The organism is Pseudoalteromonas sp. P1-26 (assembly GCF_001401795.1).
Taxonomy (GTDB): Bacteria; Pseudomonadota; Gammaproteobacteria; order Enterobacterales; family Alteromonadaceae; genus Pseudoalteromonas.
Window position 1 is genome coordinate 73,940 of the sequence record NZ_LKDX01000003.1, and the last position, 15,911, is coordinate 89,850.

Annotated in this window: 16 protein-coding genes; 11 read left to right on the plus strand and 5 right to left on the minus strand. The window is 41.0% G+C overall.

The window, feature by feature from the left end; genetic code table 11:
* Positions 1-28 precede the first annotated feature (28 nt).
* From AN394_RS03010 to queG, 4 genes are all read left to right on the plus strand, one after another.
* Complete coding sequence (locus AN394_RS03010; RefSeq protein ID WP_055020770.1) at positions 29-895, plus strand: DMT family transporter; 867 nt, start codon at positions 29-31, stop codon at positions 893-895.
* Entirely contained in the window at positions 892-1,590 is a 699-nt protein-coding gene (locus AN394_RS03015; RefSeq protein WP_054561032.1) for a glycerophosphodiester phosphodiesterase family protein, read from the plus strand. The genes AN394_RS03010 and AN394_RS03015 overlap by 4 nt, the downstream gene beginning before the upstream one ends.
* An 84-nt stretch (positions 1,591-1,674) precedes the next feature.
* Positions 1,675-2,892 carry a methyl-accepting chemotaxis protein gene (locus tag AN394_RS03020; protein ID WP_054561033.1) on the plus strand — a complete coding sequence of 406 codons (1,218 nt, stop codon included), beginning with the start codon at positions 1,675-1,677 and terminating at the stop codon, positions 2,890-2,892.
* 71 nt (positions 2,893-2,963) lie between these two features.
* The gene (gene queG / locus AN394_RS03025; protein WP_055020801.1) at positions 2,964-4,097 is read left to right on the plus strand and encodes a tRNA epoxyqueuosine(34) reductase QueG; all 1,134 of its coding nucleotides are present in this window, start codon (positions 2,964-2,966) and stop codon (positions 4,095-4,097) included.
* A 20-nt stretch (positions 4,098-4,117) separates the two neighbouring features.
* Here the strand turns inward: queG and AN394_RS03030 are convergent, their stop codons facing one another.
* The 3 genes from AN394_RS03030 to AN394_RS03040 form a co-directional block, all read right to left on the minus strand.
* On the minus strand, positions 4,118-5,245 hold the full coding sequence (locus AN394_RS03030) for a PleD family two-component system response regulator (protein WP_055020771.1): 1,128 nt from the start codon (positions 5,243-5,245) through the stop codon (positions 4,118-4,120).
* Positions 5,246-5,264: 19 nt separating this feature from the next.
* Positions 5,265-7,214 (minus strand): ATP-binding protein, encoded by a 1,950-nt coding sequence (locus tag AN394_RS03035; protein ID WP_055020802.1) that lies wholly within the window; start codon positions 7,212-7,214, stop codon positions 5,265-5,267.
* Positions 7,215-7,357: 143 nt separating this feature from the next.
* Complete coding sequence (locus tag AN394_RS03040) at positions 7,358-7,849, minus strand: GNAT family N-acetyltransferase (RefSeq protein WP_055020772.1); 492 nt, start codon at positions 7,847-7,849, stop codon at positions 7,358-7,360.
* Positions 7,850-7,924: 75 nt separating this feature from the next.
* Between AN394_RS03040 and AN394_RS03045 the strand changes: the two genes are divergently transcribed.
* The 6 genes from AN394_RS03045 to AN394_RS03070 all read left to right on the plus strand — a co-directional run bounded on the left by AN394_RS03045 (position 7,925) and on the right by AN394_RS03070 (position 13,439).
* Positions 7,925-8,500, plus strand: coding sequence for a glutathione peroxidase (locus AN394_RS03045; protein ID WP_054561036.1), 576 nt, complete (start codon positions 7,925-7,927; stop codon positions 8,498-8,500).
* Positions 8,501-8,572: 72 nt separating this feature from the next.
* On the plus strand, positions 8,573-8,854 hold the full coding sequence (locus AN394_RS03050) for a peptidylprolyl isomerase (protein WP_054552716.1): 282 nt from the start codon (positions 8,573-8,575) through the stop codon (positions 8,852-8,854).
* Positions 8,855-8,914: 60 nt separating this feature from the next.
* Positions 8,915-9,493 (plus strand): glutathione S-transferase family protein, encoded by a 579-nt coding sequence (locus AN394_RS03055; RefSeq protein WP_054561037.1) that lies wholly within the window; start codon positions 8,915-8,917, stop codon positions 9,491-9,493.
* Positions 9,494-9,510: 17 nt separating this feature from the next.
* On the plus strand, positions 9,511-9,861 hold the full coding sequence (locus tag AN394_RS03060; protein WP_054552718.1) for a DUF2750 domain-containing protein: 351 nt from the start codon (positions 9,511-9,513) through the stop codon (positions 9,859-9,861).
* 217 nt (positions 9,862-10,078) lie between these two features.
* Positions 10,079-10,756 carry a hypothetical protein gene (locus AN394_RS03065; RefSeq protein WP_054561038.1) on the plus strand — a complete coding sequence of 226 codons (678 nt, stop codon included), beginning with the start codon at positions 10,079-10,081 and terminating at the stop codon, positions 10,754-10,756.
* A 112-nt stretch (positions 10,757-10,868) separates the two neighbouring features.
* On the plus strand, positions 10,869-13,439 hold the full coding sequence (locus AN394_RS03070) for a M1 family metallopeptidase (RefSeq protein WP_055020773.1): 2,571 nt from the start codon (positions 10,869-10,871) through the stop codon (positions 13,437-13,439).
* A 39-nt stretch (positions 13,440-13,478) separates the two neighbouring features.
* Here AN394_RS03070 and AN394_RS03075 read toward each other — a convergent pair whose 3' ends face one another.
* Positions 13,479-13,844, minus strand: coding sequence for a hypothetical protein (locus AN394_RS03075; RefSeq protein WP_054561040.1), 366 nt, complete (start codon positions 13,842-13,844; stop codon positions 13,479-13,481).
* Between the two features lie 64 nt (positions 13,845-13,908).
* Complete coding sequence (locus AN394_RS03080; RefSeq protein WP_054561041.1) at positions 13,909-14,778, minus strand: hypothetical protein; 870 nt, start codon at positions 14,776-14,778, stop codon at positions 13,909-13,911.
* Positions 14,779-15,008: 230 nt separating this feature from the next.
* Here AN394_RS03080 and AN394_RS03085 point away from each other — a divergent pair, with 230 nt between their 5' ends.
* Entirely contained in the window at positions 15,009-15,908 is a 900-nt protein-coding gene (locus AN394_RS03085) for a phosphoribulokinase (protein WP_054561042.1), read from the plus strand.
* Positions 15,909-15,911 lie beyond the last annotated feature (3 nt).

A 15,911-nucleotide genomic window follows, 5' to 3' on the forward strand; every position in this document is an offset into this window, starting at 1 on the left:
GTTAATAACAACAATAACAAGGTTTGTAATGCAGGCGCACAAACAGAGCCTAATATACTTACACATTGCAGTGCTACTATTTGGTGGTACTGCATTATTCGCCAAGCTAGTCAGCTTAAGTGCATTAGATATTACCGTTTACCGAACAGCAATTGCAGGCTGTGCGCTACTGCTGTTACTCACAATCCAGAAGAAAGCAATTAAGCTTCACTCACGTCGTGATTATCTCATCGCCTTGTTGCTTGGTATCACAGTTGGAATACATTGGCTTACCTACTTCGCAGGTATGCAATTGGCAGGTATTGCAGTCGGTATGATTGCCTTTTTTACTTACCCTGTTATTACGGTGTTTTTAGAACCTTTTTTTCATGGCAGCAAACCACAGCTCAAAGATATTTTTAGTGCCTTGGTGGTGATGCTTGGGATTTATTTACTTATTCCTGATGCCAGCTTAGGCAATGATGTCACACTCGGAATTGCTATTGGTATTTTGTCAGCGTTCTTTTTTGCTTTTCGAAATATCGTTCACAAGCGTTACTTTAGCCAATATGGCGGCCCACAAACCATGCTTTATCAAACTTGGATCGCCTGCATTATGCTATGCGCCTTTGTCGAAGTACCGCCATTACAAGTTGATACAATAAATTGGCTGCTATTAATTACCGTAGGAGTTATTTTTACAGCAGCACCGCATTCACTGTTTGCAGCAAGCCTAAAAAACTTATCAGCTTCAACCGCTGGTTTGATATCGTGTTTGCAGCCTTTATACGGTACGTTTTTCGCTTTTTTAATTTTGCATGAGCAACCTTCAATTAGCACTCTTATTGGTGGCGCACTGGTGATTAGTGCCGCTTTTTATGAAACATGGTCAGTGACTCGTAGGTATAAGCAATGATGAAAGTATTCGCTCACAGAGGTGCCAGTGGTACCTACCCAGAAAATACTCAAAGCGCCATTATCGCAGCTGTTGATTTAGCAGTAGATGGCATCGAAATTGATGTGCAAAGCTGCCTTGATGATTACATGATTATTCACGACACTTGGCTTGATCGTACAACCTCTGGTCGCGGTAAAGTAAACGCCTGCTCAAAAGAGCAAATTCAACAATACGATGCAGGCAATGGCGAGTGCGTGCCCACTTTACAACAGGCAATCGATTGGGTTGCTGATAAAACTTTACTTAATTTAGAGCTTAAACATACTTTTTCGTTAGATAAATTTGTAGAGCTTATAGAATCAAACGTTAGCGCAGGGAAAATTTCTCGGGATAACCTGCTAGTCTCTTCATTCGATCACCATCAACTGATGTGGCTAAAGCAAAAATTGCCGTGGGTAAAGATTGGTGCACTTACCGCTTCTATCCCAATTAATTACAGCGAGTTTGCGCAAAAACTCCATGCCTATAGCATTCATGTAGATAAAAACTTTATAAACCATGAGTTTGTTGCTGACGCAAAACAACGCGGCCTTCAAGTTTATGCTTACACGGTCGATAAAGTGGAAGATATCGAATTAATGCTAGAGTATGGCGTAGATGGTATTTTTACTAATTTTCCGTGTCATACACAAATGACACTGCAGTCACTGTAACTCAACAAAACTAAGCTATACTGTTGAATTATGTGACATTGAATAATAAAAAATTACGCCAAAATGAATCAACACAACACCTTAATGAGTAGCTATATGCGCATTTACAATTTTATCGAACAAACTTTCTTTTACACTCTTACACGTAAAATTGTCGGTAATTTAGGTTTTGTGTTTGCGTTTCAAGCCATTACTTTGATCTGGCTTTATAGCAGCCTTTCAGAACAACAAGCTGGCATGGGACTATTTTGGTTAATGACCTTTGTTATCATCGCGAGCTTTATTTTTACTATTTTCTACATGCGCTTTTTAATTGTGCGCCCAGTGCAAGCAATGCGCGATACACTTGAGCAAATCAACCGCCATGATGCCGATTTATCTGCCAAGTTACCGCATTTTACCTACGATGAATTTCGTGATTTAAGTGAGCAGTACAATACCTTTACAGTTCATTTAGCAAACCTATTAGCAACTACTTATCAAAGTGCACAAGCCAGTGCAGATAGTAGTTCAAAGATGACTCATTCGATGCAGCAAACCGCAGAAATGAGCCACCAGCAAATAAAATTCAGTCAAACCATTACTGATTCAAGCAACCAAATTACTTCAAGCCTAGAGAATATCTCAGCAAATACTGACAGCGTGCACCATGTTAATAGTGAACACTTAAACTTTGTTAAGCACTCAGCCACTGAGTTATCGGCATTAGTTAAAAAGGTCGCCATGATTAGCCAAATTTTGGGTAACTTCTCAGCAACAGTGTCTGGCCTTAAAGAAAACAGCGAGAACATTCGTGCCATTTTAAAAATGGTTGAAGAGTTTTCTGATCAAACCAATTTACTTGCTCTAAATGCTGCAATCGAAGCGGCACGTGCCGGTGAAGCAGGCCGAGGTTTTGCGGTGGTTGCCGATGAAGTTAGATCGCTATCGGTTAAAGTTAACGATGCAACTCGCCAGATCAGTGACTTTATTAATCAAATGAATAGCCTTGTTAGCGAAACCAATAAAGAGTCTGAGCAGTTAATTAGCCACTCGAGTGAAGCGGAAACTGCCATTAGCAACACCTCAACAGGCTTTAGCAATATGCTTGGCGAATTTGAGCAAAACCAACAACAACTACAACAGATTGTCAGCGCGGTGCATTTACTAGAGCAAACCCAAACTCAGACCCATCAAACGGTTGAGCAAATAGTTGCTTTGGGTGAGCAAGCTAAGCAGCAAATTGATGAATCACTCGCTGATTGCCAACAATCACACAAACTGAGCCAACAAACCCAAGAGCAGTTAAAACGCTTTGTGTGATCGGCTTTTAACTGCTGCTCTGAGTCAAACTATGTTAAAGTAGCCGCTTCTTGGCTACTTTTTTATTGACCGTGACAACACCCGCTATTGATTATGAACAACTCGCACTGCAAATAAAGCAATGGGGTAAAGACCTTGGCTTTGCAGAAGTCGGGATCACTGATATTGACCTTACGAAGCATGAAGCGCAGCTACAGCGCTGGTTAGATTTAGGCTATCACGGTGAGATGGAATACATGGCAGCCCATGGTATGAAGCGAGCGCGCCCAGCAGAGCTGGTACCTGGCACGCAGCGAGTCATCTCAGTAAAAATGAACTACCTGCCGCCTGATGCAAGCTTTGCTAAGAACCTCAAACAGACTGATAAAGCGTATATCAGTCGCTACGCATTGGGTCGTGATTATCACAAGTTAATTCGCAACCGCCTGAAAAAGTTAGGCCAAAAAATAGAGCAGCAAGTTGGCCAGCTCGGTTTTCGTCCCTTTGTTGACTCAGCCCCAGTGCTTGAAAGGCAACTAGCCGAAAAGGCAGGCTTGGGCTGGCGTGGAAAACATAGTTTATTAATCAATAAAGAAGCGGGCTCTTGGTTTTTCTTAGGTGAGCTGTTTGTTGATATACCGCTACCTATTGATGAAGAAAATAGCTTTGAAGGCTGTGGGAAATGCGTTGCCTGTATGACGCTGTGCCCAACCGGTGCGATTGTCGAGCCTTATGTAGTCGATGCCCGCAAATGTATCTCTTACCTTACTATTGAACTGCAAGGCGCAATTCCTGAAGAGTATCGCCCACTGTTAGGGAATCGCATTTATGGCTGTGATGACTGTCAGTTAGTATGCCCATGGAATCGCTACGGTCAGCTTACCGATGAAGCTGACTTTCACCCAAGAAAGCAGCTTAAAGATCAAGACTTACTAACTTTATTTGCATGGGATGAAGCAACCTTTCTTAAAAATACCGAAGGTAGCCCTATACGCCGCATTGGTCATCAGCGTTGGTTAAGAAACCTTGCTGTCGGCTTAGGTAACGCGGATTACAGCGAGCAAATAATTGAGGCATTAAAGCAACGCTTAACAACCGCTACATCTTTAGTCGCTGAGCATATCGAGTGGGCACTGGATAAACAAGAAAATAAGCGCCAGTTAAAGCTTCGTAAAACTGCGCGCTTAATTCGCATTGTTGAAAAAGGCCTACCCAGAGATGCTTGATGACTAGTTCAAGCTTTGCCCTATCGCGTTAATAATAGCGATAAGTCATTTTCAATCTCTTTAAAGGCCGCTTTAACCCCTTTTACAGACTCCTCTCGAGCCACTGAGTTCTGAATGGTTTCGTCGACCTTTTGATATATAAACACCTCTTGGTCTTCATCTAAGCCCATAGTTGGTATGCGTCTTTCTAAATCTTCTTGAAGCTGCTTAAAAATCGCTTCGTTATTGATACGGTTTTCATTTAAAAGCTCAATCAAGCCTGTAAATTTGCTGTGCACCTTACTTACAGCATCATTTAACTGTTGCTGCTGCTGAAGTAGCTCTTTTTTAGTGAGAATTGCTTTAAGCTGCTGCTCTGTAACACTGACTAAAAAACAGATATGGTCTCGAATTCGACCATGCTTATCGGGGTCTTGCCCAGGCATATTTAAGATAAGCAAACTAATCATTTCATAGTTTACTAAAATCCGATTTGAGAACTCATGCAATCGACCTTTGCTTTTCAGCATTTCAAACAGCTCGATCACAATCGGCGAGCACACACCCGACACAGAGAAATGTAATACTTCGTTATCTAACCTAAACTCCACATTACTTTGTAAATCAAACGCACCTAAACAGTTTAAAAAGGCTTTGCCGAGCTCTTGTTCATTATCAATCGAACCAATATGCTCGATGTAATTAACAATTTGTCCCATTTCACTGCTGTTTGCCATGGCATTAAATGCCGTTGACGTAGCATCTTCAACTTGTTGTTCTAGCGATTCTTTTTCAATTAGTACTTGATTTAAATGTTGTAACTTAAGTTTTAATTCACCATGACTAAATGGTTTAACAATGTAGTCTTCTGCACCAACAGAATAGCCTTCCATGCGCTCCTCAACCGTGCCCCTGGCTGAGACAAACATCACAATAATTTTTTGTGTATTGGGGTTTTCTTTCAGCTTACGACAGACATCGTAACCACTCATTTGTGGCATGCTCACATCGAGTAAAATCACTTGAGGGTCGAACTCTTCAACGACTTCTAAGCATTCTGGGCCGCTATTAACCATTTTCAGCTCAAAATCGAGATCTTCAAGGATCTCTTCAATAATTTCTAAATTAAATGGTTCATCATCAACCGCTAAAATACGTTTCAAGGCCATAATTATCTCTTCCCTTTTATTAATTCATCGATATAGACTGTTGTTCATTTGCCAAGTGTTGCGGCAAGTCTATTTCTAAGGGCAGCCGTACCAAAATAGTGGCGCCCCCGTACTCATTGTTACTTGCCGAAATAGTGCCTTGATGTAAGGCTACAAATTCCCGGCAAATAGCTAATCCAAGCCCAGTGCCTCCCGCACCACTGTTGGTTTTACTGCTTTGCTCAAACTTAGCAAAAATCTTTTCAAGTTCCTGTTCAGGGATCCCTATTCCGCGGTCAATAACAGCAATTTCGGCCATCTGCTCATTCACCGCTAAACAAATATCAATTTCGCTATTTGGCTCACTAAACTTCAGTGCATTACCTATCAAGTTACGCATAATTTGATTAATTTGTTCTTCGTCGCACTCAAGCACAATGCCCTGTTCAAAACCTATAGGCCGAATAGCAATACTTCTTTCAAGGGCTGTGCCCGACACATCATCAATGCTGGTTTTTATAATATTGCTTAAGTTATGCTTTTGCGGATTGAACGGGAATTTCCCGACATCGAGCTTTGAGAGATCGAGTAAGTTATTCAGCAGCGATAATAATCGCTCACCACTTTGCTCAATTCTAGATAGATACTTGTTTAACTTGTCTTTACTTAAATCGTCATTAGCAACCTTATCAAGCCCAAAGCGAGCAAAGCTTAAAATAGAATGCATAGGTGTTCTAAGTTCATGAGACATGTTCGCTAAAAACTCAGATTTACTGTGATTTGCCGCTTCTGCCACATTTTTAGCATGCTCTAACTGAGCTGTGCGGGCTTTGACCTCTTCTTCAAGCAAATCTTTAGCTTCAACGAGTAAATCTTCTTTCTCTTTAAGATGCGTAACATTTTTAAAGATCACCGCTAGCGCAATTTCGCCGTGGTGGTCGATTTCGTTAAACGAGCCAACTAAAGGCACCTCACTGCCGTTTTTCTTGAGTAGTCGTAAGTCACAACTAAATTGTCGGTTTTTACTTAAAGTCGCAATCTTATCTTTGATGCGCTCAGTTGAAGCAACATCAAAAAATTCAAAAACAGAGCAATTCTCAAATTCTTTCAGCGGTTTTTCAAAAAGCTGCTCGCAGGCGTCGTTAGTTTCTATAACCTTACCACCACGCTCAAATAGAATAATGGCATCAGGTGTATGCTTAAAAATTACGCGTAGTAAGCTGTCTTTTTCTATGAGTGCATCGACTGTATTTTGCAAACGCTCGACTAATTCAGTGTTATGACGCCTTAATAGTTCTGTTTGCCACAGTTTATGTACTGATTGCAGCAGGCTATTATCATCAACCGGCTTGATGAGCACATCTTCTACCCCTTGACGAATAGCTGCCACCATCGAGACTTGATCAGGTTTAGAAGTATAAAGTAAACAGCGGCTATTAGGCTGACATGTTTTGAGCTTATTAAAGAGCTCAAGTCCAGTGCCATCAGTAAAAGTAAAATCACTTATGAGTAAATCAATGTTCTGCTCTTTAATAACATCCATAGCAGATGCAGTATTATCAGCTGTGAAGGTTTTAATATGTGCCCCTTTTAGGTTTAAGGCTATTTGCGCCAAACGTTCTGCGCAGTGATCAACGAGTAACACAGTAGGAAGTTGAAGAATATTATCGCTGTCGAGCTCAAGTACCCCTTCTAATAAAGAGCTAATTTCTTTATTAGCAAAGAAGGGGTAAATCACCACAGCATTAGGTAATAGGCGATTTACTTCACTAAAATGCTCTAGTAAATCACTACGCTGCGCTTTAGGCGCTAGCAGCAAGAAGTGTTCTTGTGCGAACACTCCCATTAGCGTTTTAATAACAGTGGTTGGTACACCATGAGAAGCTGCAACAAGATCAAAATCTTGCTCTAAAACAGCATCATCAACCATTGCAAAATGTAATAGCTCAACTCGACAGCCAATCAGCTCTAGTAGCACCTTGACCCGCATTGCTAAAACACTATTGCTATCAACAATCAATATTCTTCGCACAGTAGACTAGACTCGCTTAATAATAAATACCTATTTTAGCGTAGCCTAAAATCGCAATGGGTCACAATTTGTACCGCATTTTTTATTAGCTTTTTAGCTAATTAACTGTCTAAACGCTTACCTAAAATAGTAAGGCTATAGGCTTTATCATCCATGATCGCAATCTCGGGAAGCTCTCCCCAGACCTTGTAATCAAAGCGATTAAACAATTTTATACTTGGTAGGTTATGACTAAAGATAAAAGCTAATAACACCTTGATATCAAGTGCTTTTGCATGCTGTTCTGAAAATGTAAGCAATTGTTTACCTAGCCCTTTCCCTTGAGCTTGCTGGGTGATGTAAATGCTAATTTCAACGGTACCATCGTAGGCTGGGCGACCATAAAACGACTTATAACTCAGCCAAGCAAGCACTTTACCTTGTTGCTCAAAAACAAAAATAGGTCTTTTCTCTGTATGGCTATCAAACCAAGCTTGTTTGTCTGCAACCGACACCTCTTCAGTATCAGCGGTTACCATACGGCCAGGGATGGTCTCGTTATAAATAGCGACTATGTCAGTTAAGTCGTTTTGTGTTGCTTTGCGAATCGTCATAAATAGCTGAAATTAAATGATCACTTTGCTGCATATTAGCGTATATTCATCACAAATAACTAGCGGGAAATAACTATGTATAAATATGCTTTGTTACTTGCAGCAGGTCTAATAACAACCAACCTTGCAGCACAAACTACTGAGGCTACGCCAACTGCTAAAGCAAGCAGCCAATGTGATGACTTTACCAATGTTACAATGAGAAAGTTACGCTCAAAAGAGTCAATTAACTTCTGCGAATTCAAAGACAAACCACTCCTAATAGTCAATACCGCTAGTAATTGTGGTTTTACCGGCCAGTTTGAAGGCTTAGAGGCTATTCATAAAGAATATAAAGACCAAGGCTTAGTAGTACTAGGATTTCCATCAGATGACTTTTTCCAAGAAGAAGACGATGAAAAAGACACTGCAAAAGTATGTTTCATTAATTATGGCGTAACCTTTAATATGCTTGCTACCAGTGCCGTTCGCGGTAGCGATGCAAACCCGATATTCAAACACCTAAACGAAGCAACCAGCTCACCTAACTGGAACTTTTACAAATATTTAGTGTCTGCTGACCGTAAGACAGTGCAGCGCTTTAATAGTAAAACTAAGCCACAATCGCAAACTTTACGTGATGCAATTGAAGCTGAGCTGACTGCAAAATAAATTTAATTTTTCGTTCGGTAAATATTGAACTAAACTAGTAATTTAATACTAAAACACACATTAGGAGATGTTATGGCAGTAGCCAGTGCAAGACACATTCTCGTAGACAGTGAAGCTCACTGTTTAGATTTAAAACAGCAAATTGAGCAAGGAGCTGACTTTGCAGAGCTTGCTCGTGCTCACTCTAATTGCCCATCTGGTCAAGATGGCGGCGCATTAGGTGAGTTTGGCCCTGGCATGATGGTTCCAGAGTTCGACAAAGTCGTATTCTCTGCACCAATTAACCAAGTTCAAGGCCCAGTGCAAACCCAGTTTGGTTATCATCTTCTAGAAGTAACAAGCCGTACTGACTAATTAACAAATTGATTTCAAAAAGCCGCTTCACAGCGGCTTTTTTTTGCAAAGGACACCATCATGCAATTACTAGGCTCTACTACCTCACCTTTTGTGCGCCGTATTCGGATTTGGGCGACACTTAATAACCTACCTATTGATTTTGTTAATTTGGATATTTTCTCTGAGCAAGACAGACAAACCATGATTGCTCATAACCCTGCCAGAAAAATTCCTGTATTAATCGACCATGATTTTACCTTATGTGATTCCAACTCAATTATCCGCTACTTGCTCGAGAAAGCTGATCAGCCGTTACTTAGCTGGCAGCAAGAGAACTACTTAACCATTATCAATGCCTGCAATGATTCACTGGTAGAAATTTTACTTAGTCAGCGTTCAGGGTTTGATACCAACAGCGACAAACTATTTTTTAATTTACAGAATGAGCGAATTGTTGAAACATTAGCCTATTTAAATACTCATTTATCGGAGCCAGTATTTAAAAGCTGTGAATACCTCAACATCAGTTTATACTGCTTGCTAGATTGGATCCGCTTCCGCGAATTAACTGATTTTAGCCAACTAGAAAACTTAGTTGATTTTTATCATAAATTCGCCGATAAAGCGGCGGTACAACAAACAGATCCACGAATATAAAGATAAGGGTTACGCAAATGAGCGATATCGAAATTGAATCAGAATTAGTTAGCTTTGTAGAAAAAGTTCGTTTGAACGAATCTATGTGGGCACTGGGTGCCGAAGATGGTGGTTTTGTTGTCTGTGAATCAAACCAATTTAGCGACACTGATGTGTTATTACTTTGGGGTACTGAAGACGCTGCAAAAGCGCAATGTAAAGATGAGTGGCAAGACTATACCCCTGTTGAAATTGGCCTAGACGAATTTCTTGATGAGTGGGTTGAAGACCTTAACGAAGATGATGCGCTTGTTGGTTTAAACTGGAACGATGATCAAGTATGCGTTGAAATCGAACCGGTTGGTTTAGCTAAAGCTCTTTGCGATTAATCGCAATCCTTAAGCTTATAACGACACGGCCGTATTTATGGCAGTGTCGTTTAGCTGGAAACTTGATACTTATATTGATTTTAACAATAGAACCACTATTACTTGCAATCAATGCCTTGCCTAAATCGCTTTTAATTCCAACTGAAGCTCGCATCTTGAGGTGGTTTGGGTATATCAGTTATACTCTTCGACACATCTTTATTATCAAGGTATTAGGTTGAAGTCCCATCTTGGTCGTAGGCCCTTTTCGGCCATGGAATTACATACCCTGTATAATGGTTACATTTATGGTGATCAGCGTTTAGCACGTGAACAAGCTAAGCATTGGCACTTTTGGCTGCCTTTATTTGCCTATTACACCGGTGCCTACAGCGATGAAATTGGCCATTTAACCCTTGATAATATTGTCACCCTTGATGGAATTCGCTGCTTTGATTTTCATACACATGGCAAGATAAAACCCCGCTATGTCCCTATCCACAATGCATTACTCGATGCAGGACTTGACCAATACTTAGGCTATTTAAATGAGCAAAATCAGCAACGACTGATGTTTGATTTACCTGCTAAATCAGGTCGCTATAGCGAAAAAGTACGTATTTGGTTTTCGGGTGAAGGTGAACGCGCTGGTTATTTACAAAAGTGCGCTATTCCTACAGTTGATCAGCAAGGTATGAAAACCGCGATAAGCAGTTTACGGCTCAACTTTGAACAACAAGTGCGAATTCATGCACTGCAAGCCAACTGCAAAGACGCCTTTAACTACTTGCTTGGTTTTAAAGATTTCAACGAGCAGCGCTTTACTGATATGCAGTTATTAAATACCGTGCTGCAAAACATACGACAAATAAACCCGCAACTGCATTGGCAGCGTTTCATTGAACGCCATAATTAACTGACAAACTTTGTTACTAACTATTTATTACTGTTCAAATTAAAACCTGATAGCATGGTGATTCGCCCCTCATAGCAGGTGCCTTTCTAACAACAAAAAATCAGGGATACTTATGTTCTTAAAAAGCCTATTAACGGTGAGTGTTGCACTTGCTGTTAGCTCTGCCCATGCCAATGAATATGTTATCGAAAAGCTTGCCAAGCCTAGCTCACAACAAGTAGAACTTACGCTTGATCCTGCCAAAGACAATTTTTCTGGTCATACCGAAATTGCTTTAGAGGTTCTAAAAGCAACGAATTATATCGAATTAAACGGTATTGATTATGCAGTTAGCATGGCGAAAATTTTAGGTGCAGAAAACTGTGACCTAAGTGCTGAAATGCTAAAAACAGGCAAAGTTAAATTCGCTTGTGAAGAAAAAATCCAACCAGGAAAATACACTTTAAAAGTTGATTTTACCGCACCTTATAATCGTCAAAGTGTTGGTTTATATAAAACTTTAGATCAAGGTACACCTTATCTTTTCACGCAATTTGAAATGAGCGATGCGCGTCGTGCATTCCCGGTATTTGACGAGCCAAGTTATAAAATACCTTTTCAGCTAACTATCACAGCGCCAACATCACAAAAAGTGTATGCCAATACACCGGTTTTAAAAACCAAAGTAGACGGCGATATGACAACGCACTTTTTCGACAAAACGCCACCTATTCCTTCGTACTTAGTCGCTATGGCTGTGGGTCCGTTTGAAGAGCTTGAAATTAAAGGCATGCCAATCCCTGGCCGTGTACTGACTCCGCAAGGTAAAATTCACCTTGCTGATTACGCAAAAGAAAATATGCCGCGTGTGTTAAAAGCGCTAGAAGATTATTTTGGCATTCCTTACGTATACAAAAAGCTAGACTCAGTGGCAGTACCAGAGTTCCCATTTGGCGCAATGGAAAACGCAGGCCTAGTGACTTACCGTGAAGACATTTTACTAGTAGACCTAGCAACAGCAACGCGCAGCAAAAAAGAGCGTAATGTATCAATCATTGCCCATGAGTTAGCTCACCAGTGGTACGGTAACCTAGTGACTATGAAGTGGTGGAATGATTTATGGTTAAACGAAGCATTCGCAAGTTGGATGGCAGCGAAAATCACTGCACAAATCAACCCAGAATTTGAGTCGCACTTAGACTTACCACAAAACCATGTGATGGCACTAGATGCGCGTCTAAGTACTAAACCTATTCGTAAGCCAATCAAAACTGAAGCTGACATCATGGATGGCCTTGGCCTTGCCTACAGTAAAGGGAGTGCGGTTTTATCTATGGTTGAAAACTGGATTGGCGAAGAGGCATTCCAGCAAGGTATTCGTGCTTACTTGAAGAAATTCTCGTATAAAAATGCAGAAGCTGCTGATCTATGGCAAGCACTAGGCGAAGCGTCTAATAAAGATGTAGCAAGTGTTCTTAAATCGTTTATCGAACAGTCATCTTTCCCACTTATCAAAGTAACGCAAGACGGTAAGAAAATTAATATCAGCCAAAGCCGCTTTGTAAATGCTGGCGTTGATGCGCCTGCACAACTGTGGAATGTTCCGGTTGCAATCAAGTATGGTGCGGGCGACAAAGTTAAAACCGCAAATGTACTGCTGAATAAAGAAACACAGCAACTAACTCTCGACTTTGAACCTGAGTGGATCTACCCAGATCAAGGTGCCATGGGTTATTACCGCTGGGTATTAGATGATGCTCAGTTTAATGCCCTACTAGAGAACGCAGCTGACAAGCTAACGGTGCGTGAACGCTTAGCGCTACTTTCTGCGGTTGATTCATTACTTGATGCAGGCGTTATATCTGCGGCTCACTTAATGCAAACTTTAGAAGCCTTTGTGAGTGATGCTCACCCATTAGTAGCAAACACAGCATTAGGTTACCTTGCTGCTCAAAAACGCGTATTCGAAGACGACAGCAACCGTGAATTATGGCCTAAGTTTATCCGTAACAGCATTGCACCAGCTGCTAAACAATATGGTTTAACAGCAAAAGCAGGTGAAGATGCAGCGGTATCGCAATTGCGTGCGCAAGTTATTGCCCGTTTAGGTTTTGATGGTCAAGACCAAAAAGTCATTGATACTGCAAAAGCACAAGCGGCACTGTACTTAAACAACCCTGAAAATGTTGACCCATATTTAGCCTCAACTTACTTAAACCTTGCGGCTTACCATGGCGATGCGAAGTTACTTGAAAAGTACAAACACACCTTTAAAACCACCAAAGATCCACAAGTGCGTACTAAGATGTTGGCAGCGATGGGTTACTTTGGTAAACCTGAGTTACAAAAAGCGGTTCTAGAATACAGCTTAACAGATAACGTAACAGCCTCTGATATGCGTACGTTATTAGGTGGGTTAGGCTATGGTAAAGAGCGTGAAGCACTGTTTATTGAGTGGATTTACAACAATTACGATGCCATCACTAAGAACTTACCGCCGTTCTTTGTTCCAAACTTACCGTTCTTCACGACGGCAAGCTGTGATGCGAAAAGCCTAGAGAAAACCAAAACCTTCTTCAACGATAAAATCACTGAAGTACCAGGTTATGCACGTTCTCTTAGTAAGCTTGAAGAAAGCATTAATGATTGTATTGCACTGAAAAACCGTGAGTTAAACTCGGTGAATAGCTTCCTTAAGCGCTAATTAAAGCAAATGCAAAAAGGGCCACAATGTGGCCCTTTTTTATTGCGCTAAAATAGCAGTTAACTTAGTTATAAATTGCTCAGCAGCGTCAGGTGAGGTGACTTTAAATGCAATACCATAATGAATGGGCTGTGCACTTTTATGAATGCGAGTTGGAAAGCGGGTCATTTCACTACTGTGAAAGTAGTCTTTTATACGCGTAATGCCCTCTATTGACTCGAAATCAGCACTGAATACTTCAAATATAGGTCTAATAACAATTTTTGCTTGGCCACTTTGCTCATGAACATAAAATGCCTCTTTTGAGCTAGCTGGCATAAATTCGTTAATATTTTTAATCTTAAAATTACTGCGGCAGCCCGCTTTAACCAGCTGTACACTCACTTGCTCGGCAGAAAAAGACAAAGGCGTTCCTTACATATAACGGGATAGTTTAGCCACAGTACAGCAATCAAGCAAAAACCGTTACTCATTTATTACATACAAATGCCAGTTTGCTCTGTTTGTAATTTAAACGCGAGATTGAGCCTTCACAAAAGCGTCTTAAATCAAGCCACTGTGATACCACTTCAGGCTCTGTCAAACTGCGCTTATGAACTCGGTTATTAACCGCATAGGCTACAGTGTCTTTGTCAATTAAAGCAAAGTCTTGCACCGACTCCGGTAATCTAAATAAATCACTAACTTCCTCAGTTTGCGGCGCAAAGCGTGCAACCCAATGTTGGTTGTTTTTGTTATAACTAAACAAGTAACTGTTTGTGTGTTTATCAAAAATTAAAGTTCGGCCAATATCACCGGCAATGACACGCGGTTTAGCAGCTGCAACACGAGTGTATTGCAACGTATGCGGCTCACCTAAGATAAACATGATCAGGTCTTCATCAGCGCCCCAAGCGTGGTAGCCAACCGGCTCAATCCATTCAAAAACTCGGCTAGCAACAGATTCTTCTGCTAATGGATACTGCCATAACTTTTGCTTGCCATCTGCTTCGACCACGATTGCCGACAAGGCTTGCTGATTTGGCATCAGCGTAGGCGAGTATTCACTGACAGGCGTGTTGGTGATATTCACGCTGCTCTTAGATGTAAAGTCATAAAACGCAATATCGGTTTGTGACTGGCCATTTTCGTCAACAACCTCATGGGTATAGTAAAGCCCTGCATCAACTAAAAATGGTTGATTATTATAAGCTTTATCATCTGTTACTCGCGACACCTGCATACCATATGGGGTGTCTAACTCGGCAAGTAATATTTCGCTTTTAGGCATCGCTGCATGTAAGTGACTGGTAAAAAATGTCCCTGCTGCGACGAAAAGTAAAGACGAAATCGATTTCATGTTGTTCTCTCGTTTTAATTTTTATCAGCCCATGATAGCGTTAATTAATCCGCCAGTCACTTGACCTTACCATGCTCGACCTTTATAACTAGGACGTGTTCGTTTTTTATCAGTTTCTACTGATTGATTTTATGCACGATAATACCAATCGAGCTAAGTAACTGACCATTTAACACGCTAGAATGGTTAACAATTTAAGCCGACTGGTATCAACAATAACGAGAATAATTATGTCAGCTAAACACCCTATCATCGCTATTACCGGTTCATCTGGGGCGGGGACTACCACAACCACCAATGCAATTAAGCACATTTTTAGAAGCTTAAGCATTGATGCAGCCTTCATCGAAGGCGATAGCTTTCATCGTTATACACGTCCAGAAATGGATAAAAAAGTCCGTGAAGCACAGCAAGAAGGCAAGCATATTAGCTACTTTGGCCGAGAAGCTAACGATTTTGGCGCCCTTGAGGAGCTTTTTTATCAATATGGCGAAACCGGGCAAGGTAAAATCAGACGCTACTTACATACTTTCGACGAAGCGGTCCCTTATAACCAATTACCGGGAACATTTACCCCTTGGCAAGACTTAGAATCAAATACAGATATCTTATTCTATGAAGGTCTACATGGTGGTGCTGTCGATGAGAATCATGATGTTGCTAAGCATGTCGATTTATTGATTGGCATGGTGCCTATTATTAACCTTGAGTGGATCCAAAAGCTTATTCGCGACACCTCTGAACGAGGCCACTCTCGTGAAGCGGTAATGGGCTCTATTGTGCGCTCGATGGACGATTACATAAATCATATTACTCCGCAATTTTCGCGTACTCATATTAACTTCCAGCGAGTGCCAACGGTTGATACCTCAAACCCATTCAGCGCAAAAGATATTCCTTCTTTAGACGAAAGCTTTGTTGTTATTCGCTTTCGTGGCATAGATGACGTAGATTTTCCGTACTATTTGAGCATGATTGAAGGCAGCTTTATGTCTCGTATCAATACCCTTGTGGTGCCTGGAGGCAAAATGGGCTTAGCAATGGAGCTTGTGCTAACGCCGTTGATCAAAGATATTATTTTGAAAAAACGCGCCCTTGAAAATTTAGCCCCGGTTGACTTGCCGATTTAACTC

What these genes read in the sequence shown, in the direction of transcription:
- AN394_RS03010 (WP_055020770.1), top strand. Translation starts at nt 29, where the DNA reads ATGCAGGCGCACAAACAGAGCCTAATATACTTACACATTGCAGTGCTA.
- AN394_RS03015 (WP_054561032.1), top strand. Translation starts at nt 892, where the DNA reads ATGATGAAAGTATTCGCTCACAGAGGTGCCAGTGGTACCTACCCAGAA.
- AN394_RS03020 (WP_054561033.1), top strand. Translation starts at nt 1,675, where the DNA reads ATGAGTAGCTATATGCGCATTTACAATTTTATCGAACAAACTTTCTTT.
- AN394_RS03030 (WP_055020771.1), bottom strand. Translation starts at nt 5,245, where the DNA reads ATGGCCTTGAAACGTATTTTAGCGGTTGATGATGAACCATTTAATTTA.
- AN394_RS03035 (WP_055020802.1), bottom strand. Translation starts at nt 7,214, where the DNA reads ATGCGGGTCAAGGTGCTACTAGAGCTGATTGGCTGTCGAGTTGAGCTA.
- AN394_RS03040 (WP_055020772.1), bottom strand. Translation starts at nt 7,849, where the DNA reads ATGACGATTCGCAAAGCAACACAAAACGACTTAACTGACATAGTCGCT.
- AN394_RS03045 (WP_054561036.1), top strand. Translation starts at nt 7,925, where the DNA reads ATGTATAAATATGCTTTGTTACTTGCAGCAGGTCTAATAACAACCAAC.
- AN394_RS03050 (WP_054552716.1), top strand. Translation starts at nt 8,573, where the DNA reads ATGGCAGTAGCCAGTGCAAGACACATTCTCGTAGACAGTGAAGCTCAC.
- AN394_RS03055 (WP_054561037.1), top strand. Translation starts at nt 8,915, where the DNA reads ATGCAATTACTAGGCTCTACTACCTCACCTTTTGTGCGCCGTATTCGG.
- AN394_RS03060 (WP_054552718.1), top strand. Translation starts at nt 9,511, where the DNA reads ATGAGCGATATCGAAATTGAATCAGAATTAGTTAGCTTTGTAGAAAAA.
- AN394_RS03070 (WP_055020773.1), top strand. Translation starts at nt 10,869, where the DNA reads ATGTTCTTAAAAAGCCTATTAACGGTGAGTGTTGCACTTGCTGTTAGC.
- AN394_RS03080 (WP_054561041.1), bottom strand. Translation starts at nt 14,778, where the DNA reads ATGAAATCGATTTCGTCTTTACTTTTCGTCGCAGCAGGGACATTTTTT.
- AN394_RS03085 (WP_054561042.1), top strand. Translation starts at nt 15,009, where the DNA reads ATGTCAGCTAAACACCCTATCATCGCTATTACCGGTTCATCTGGGGCG.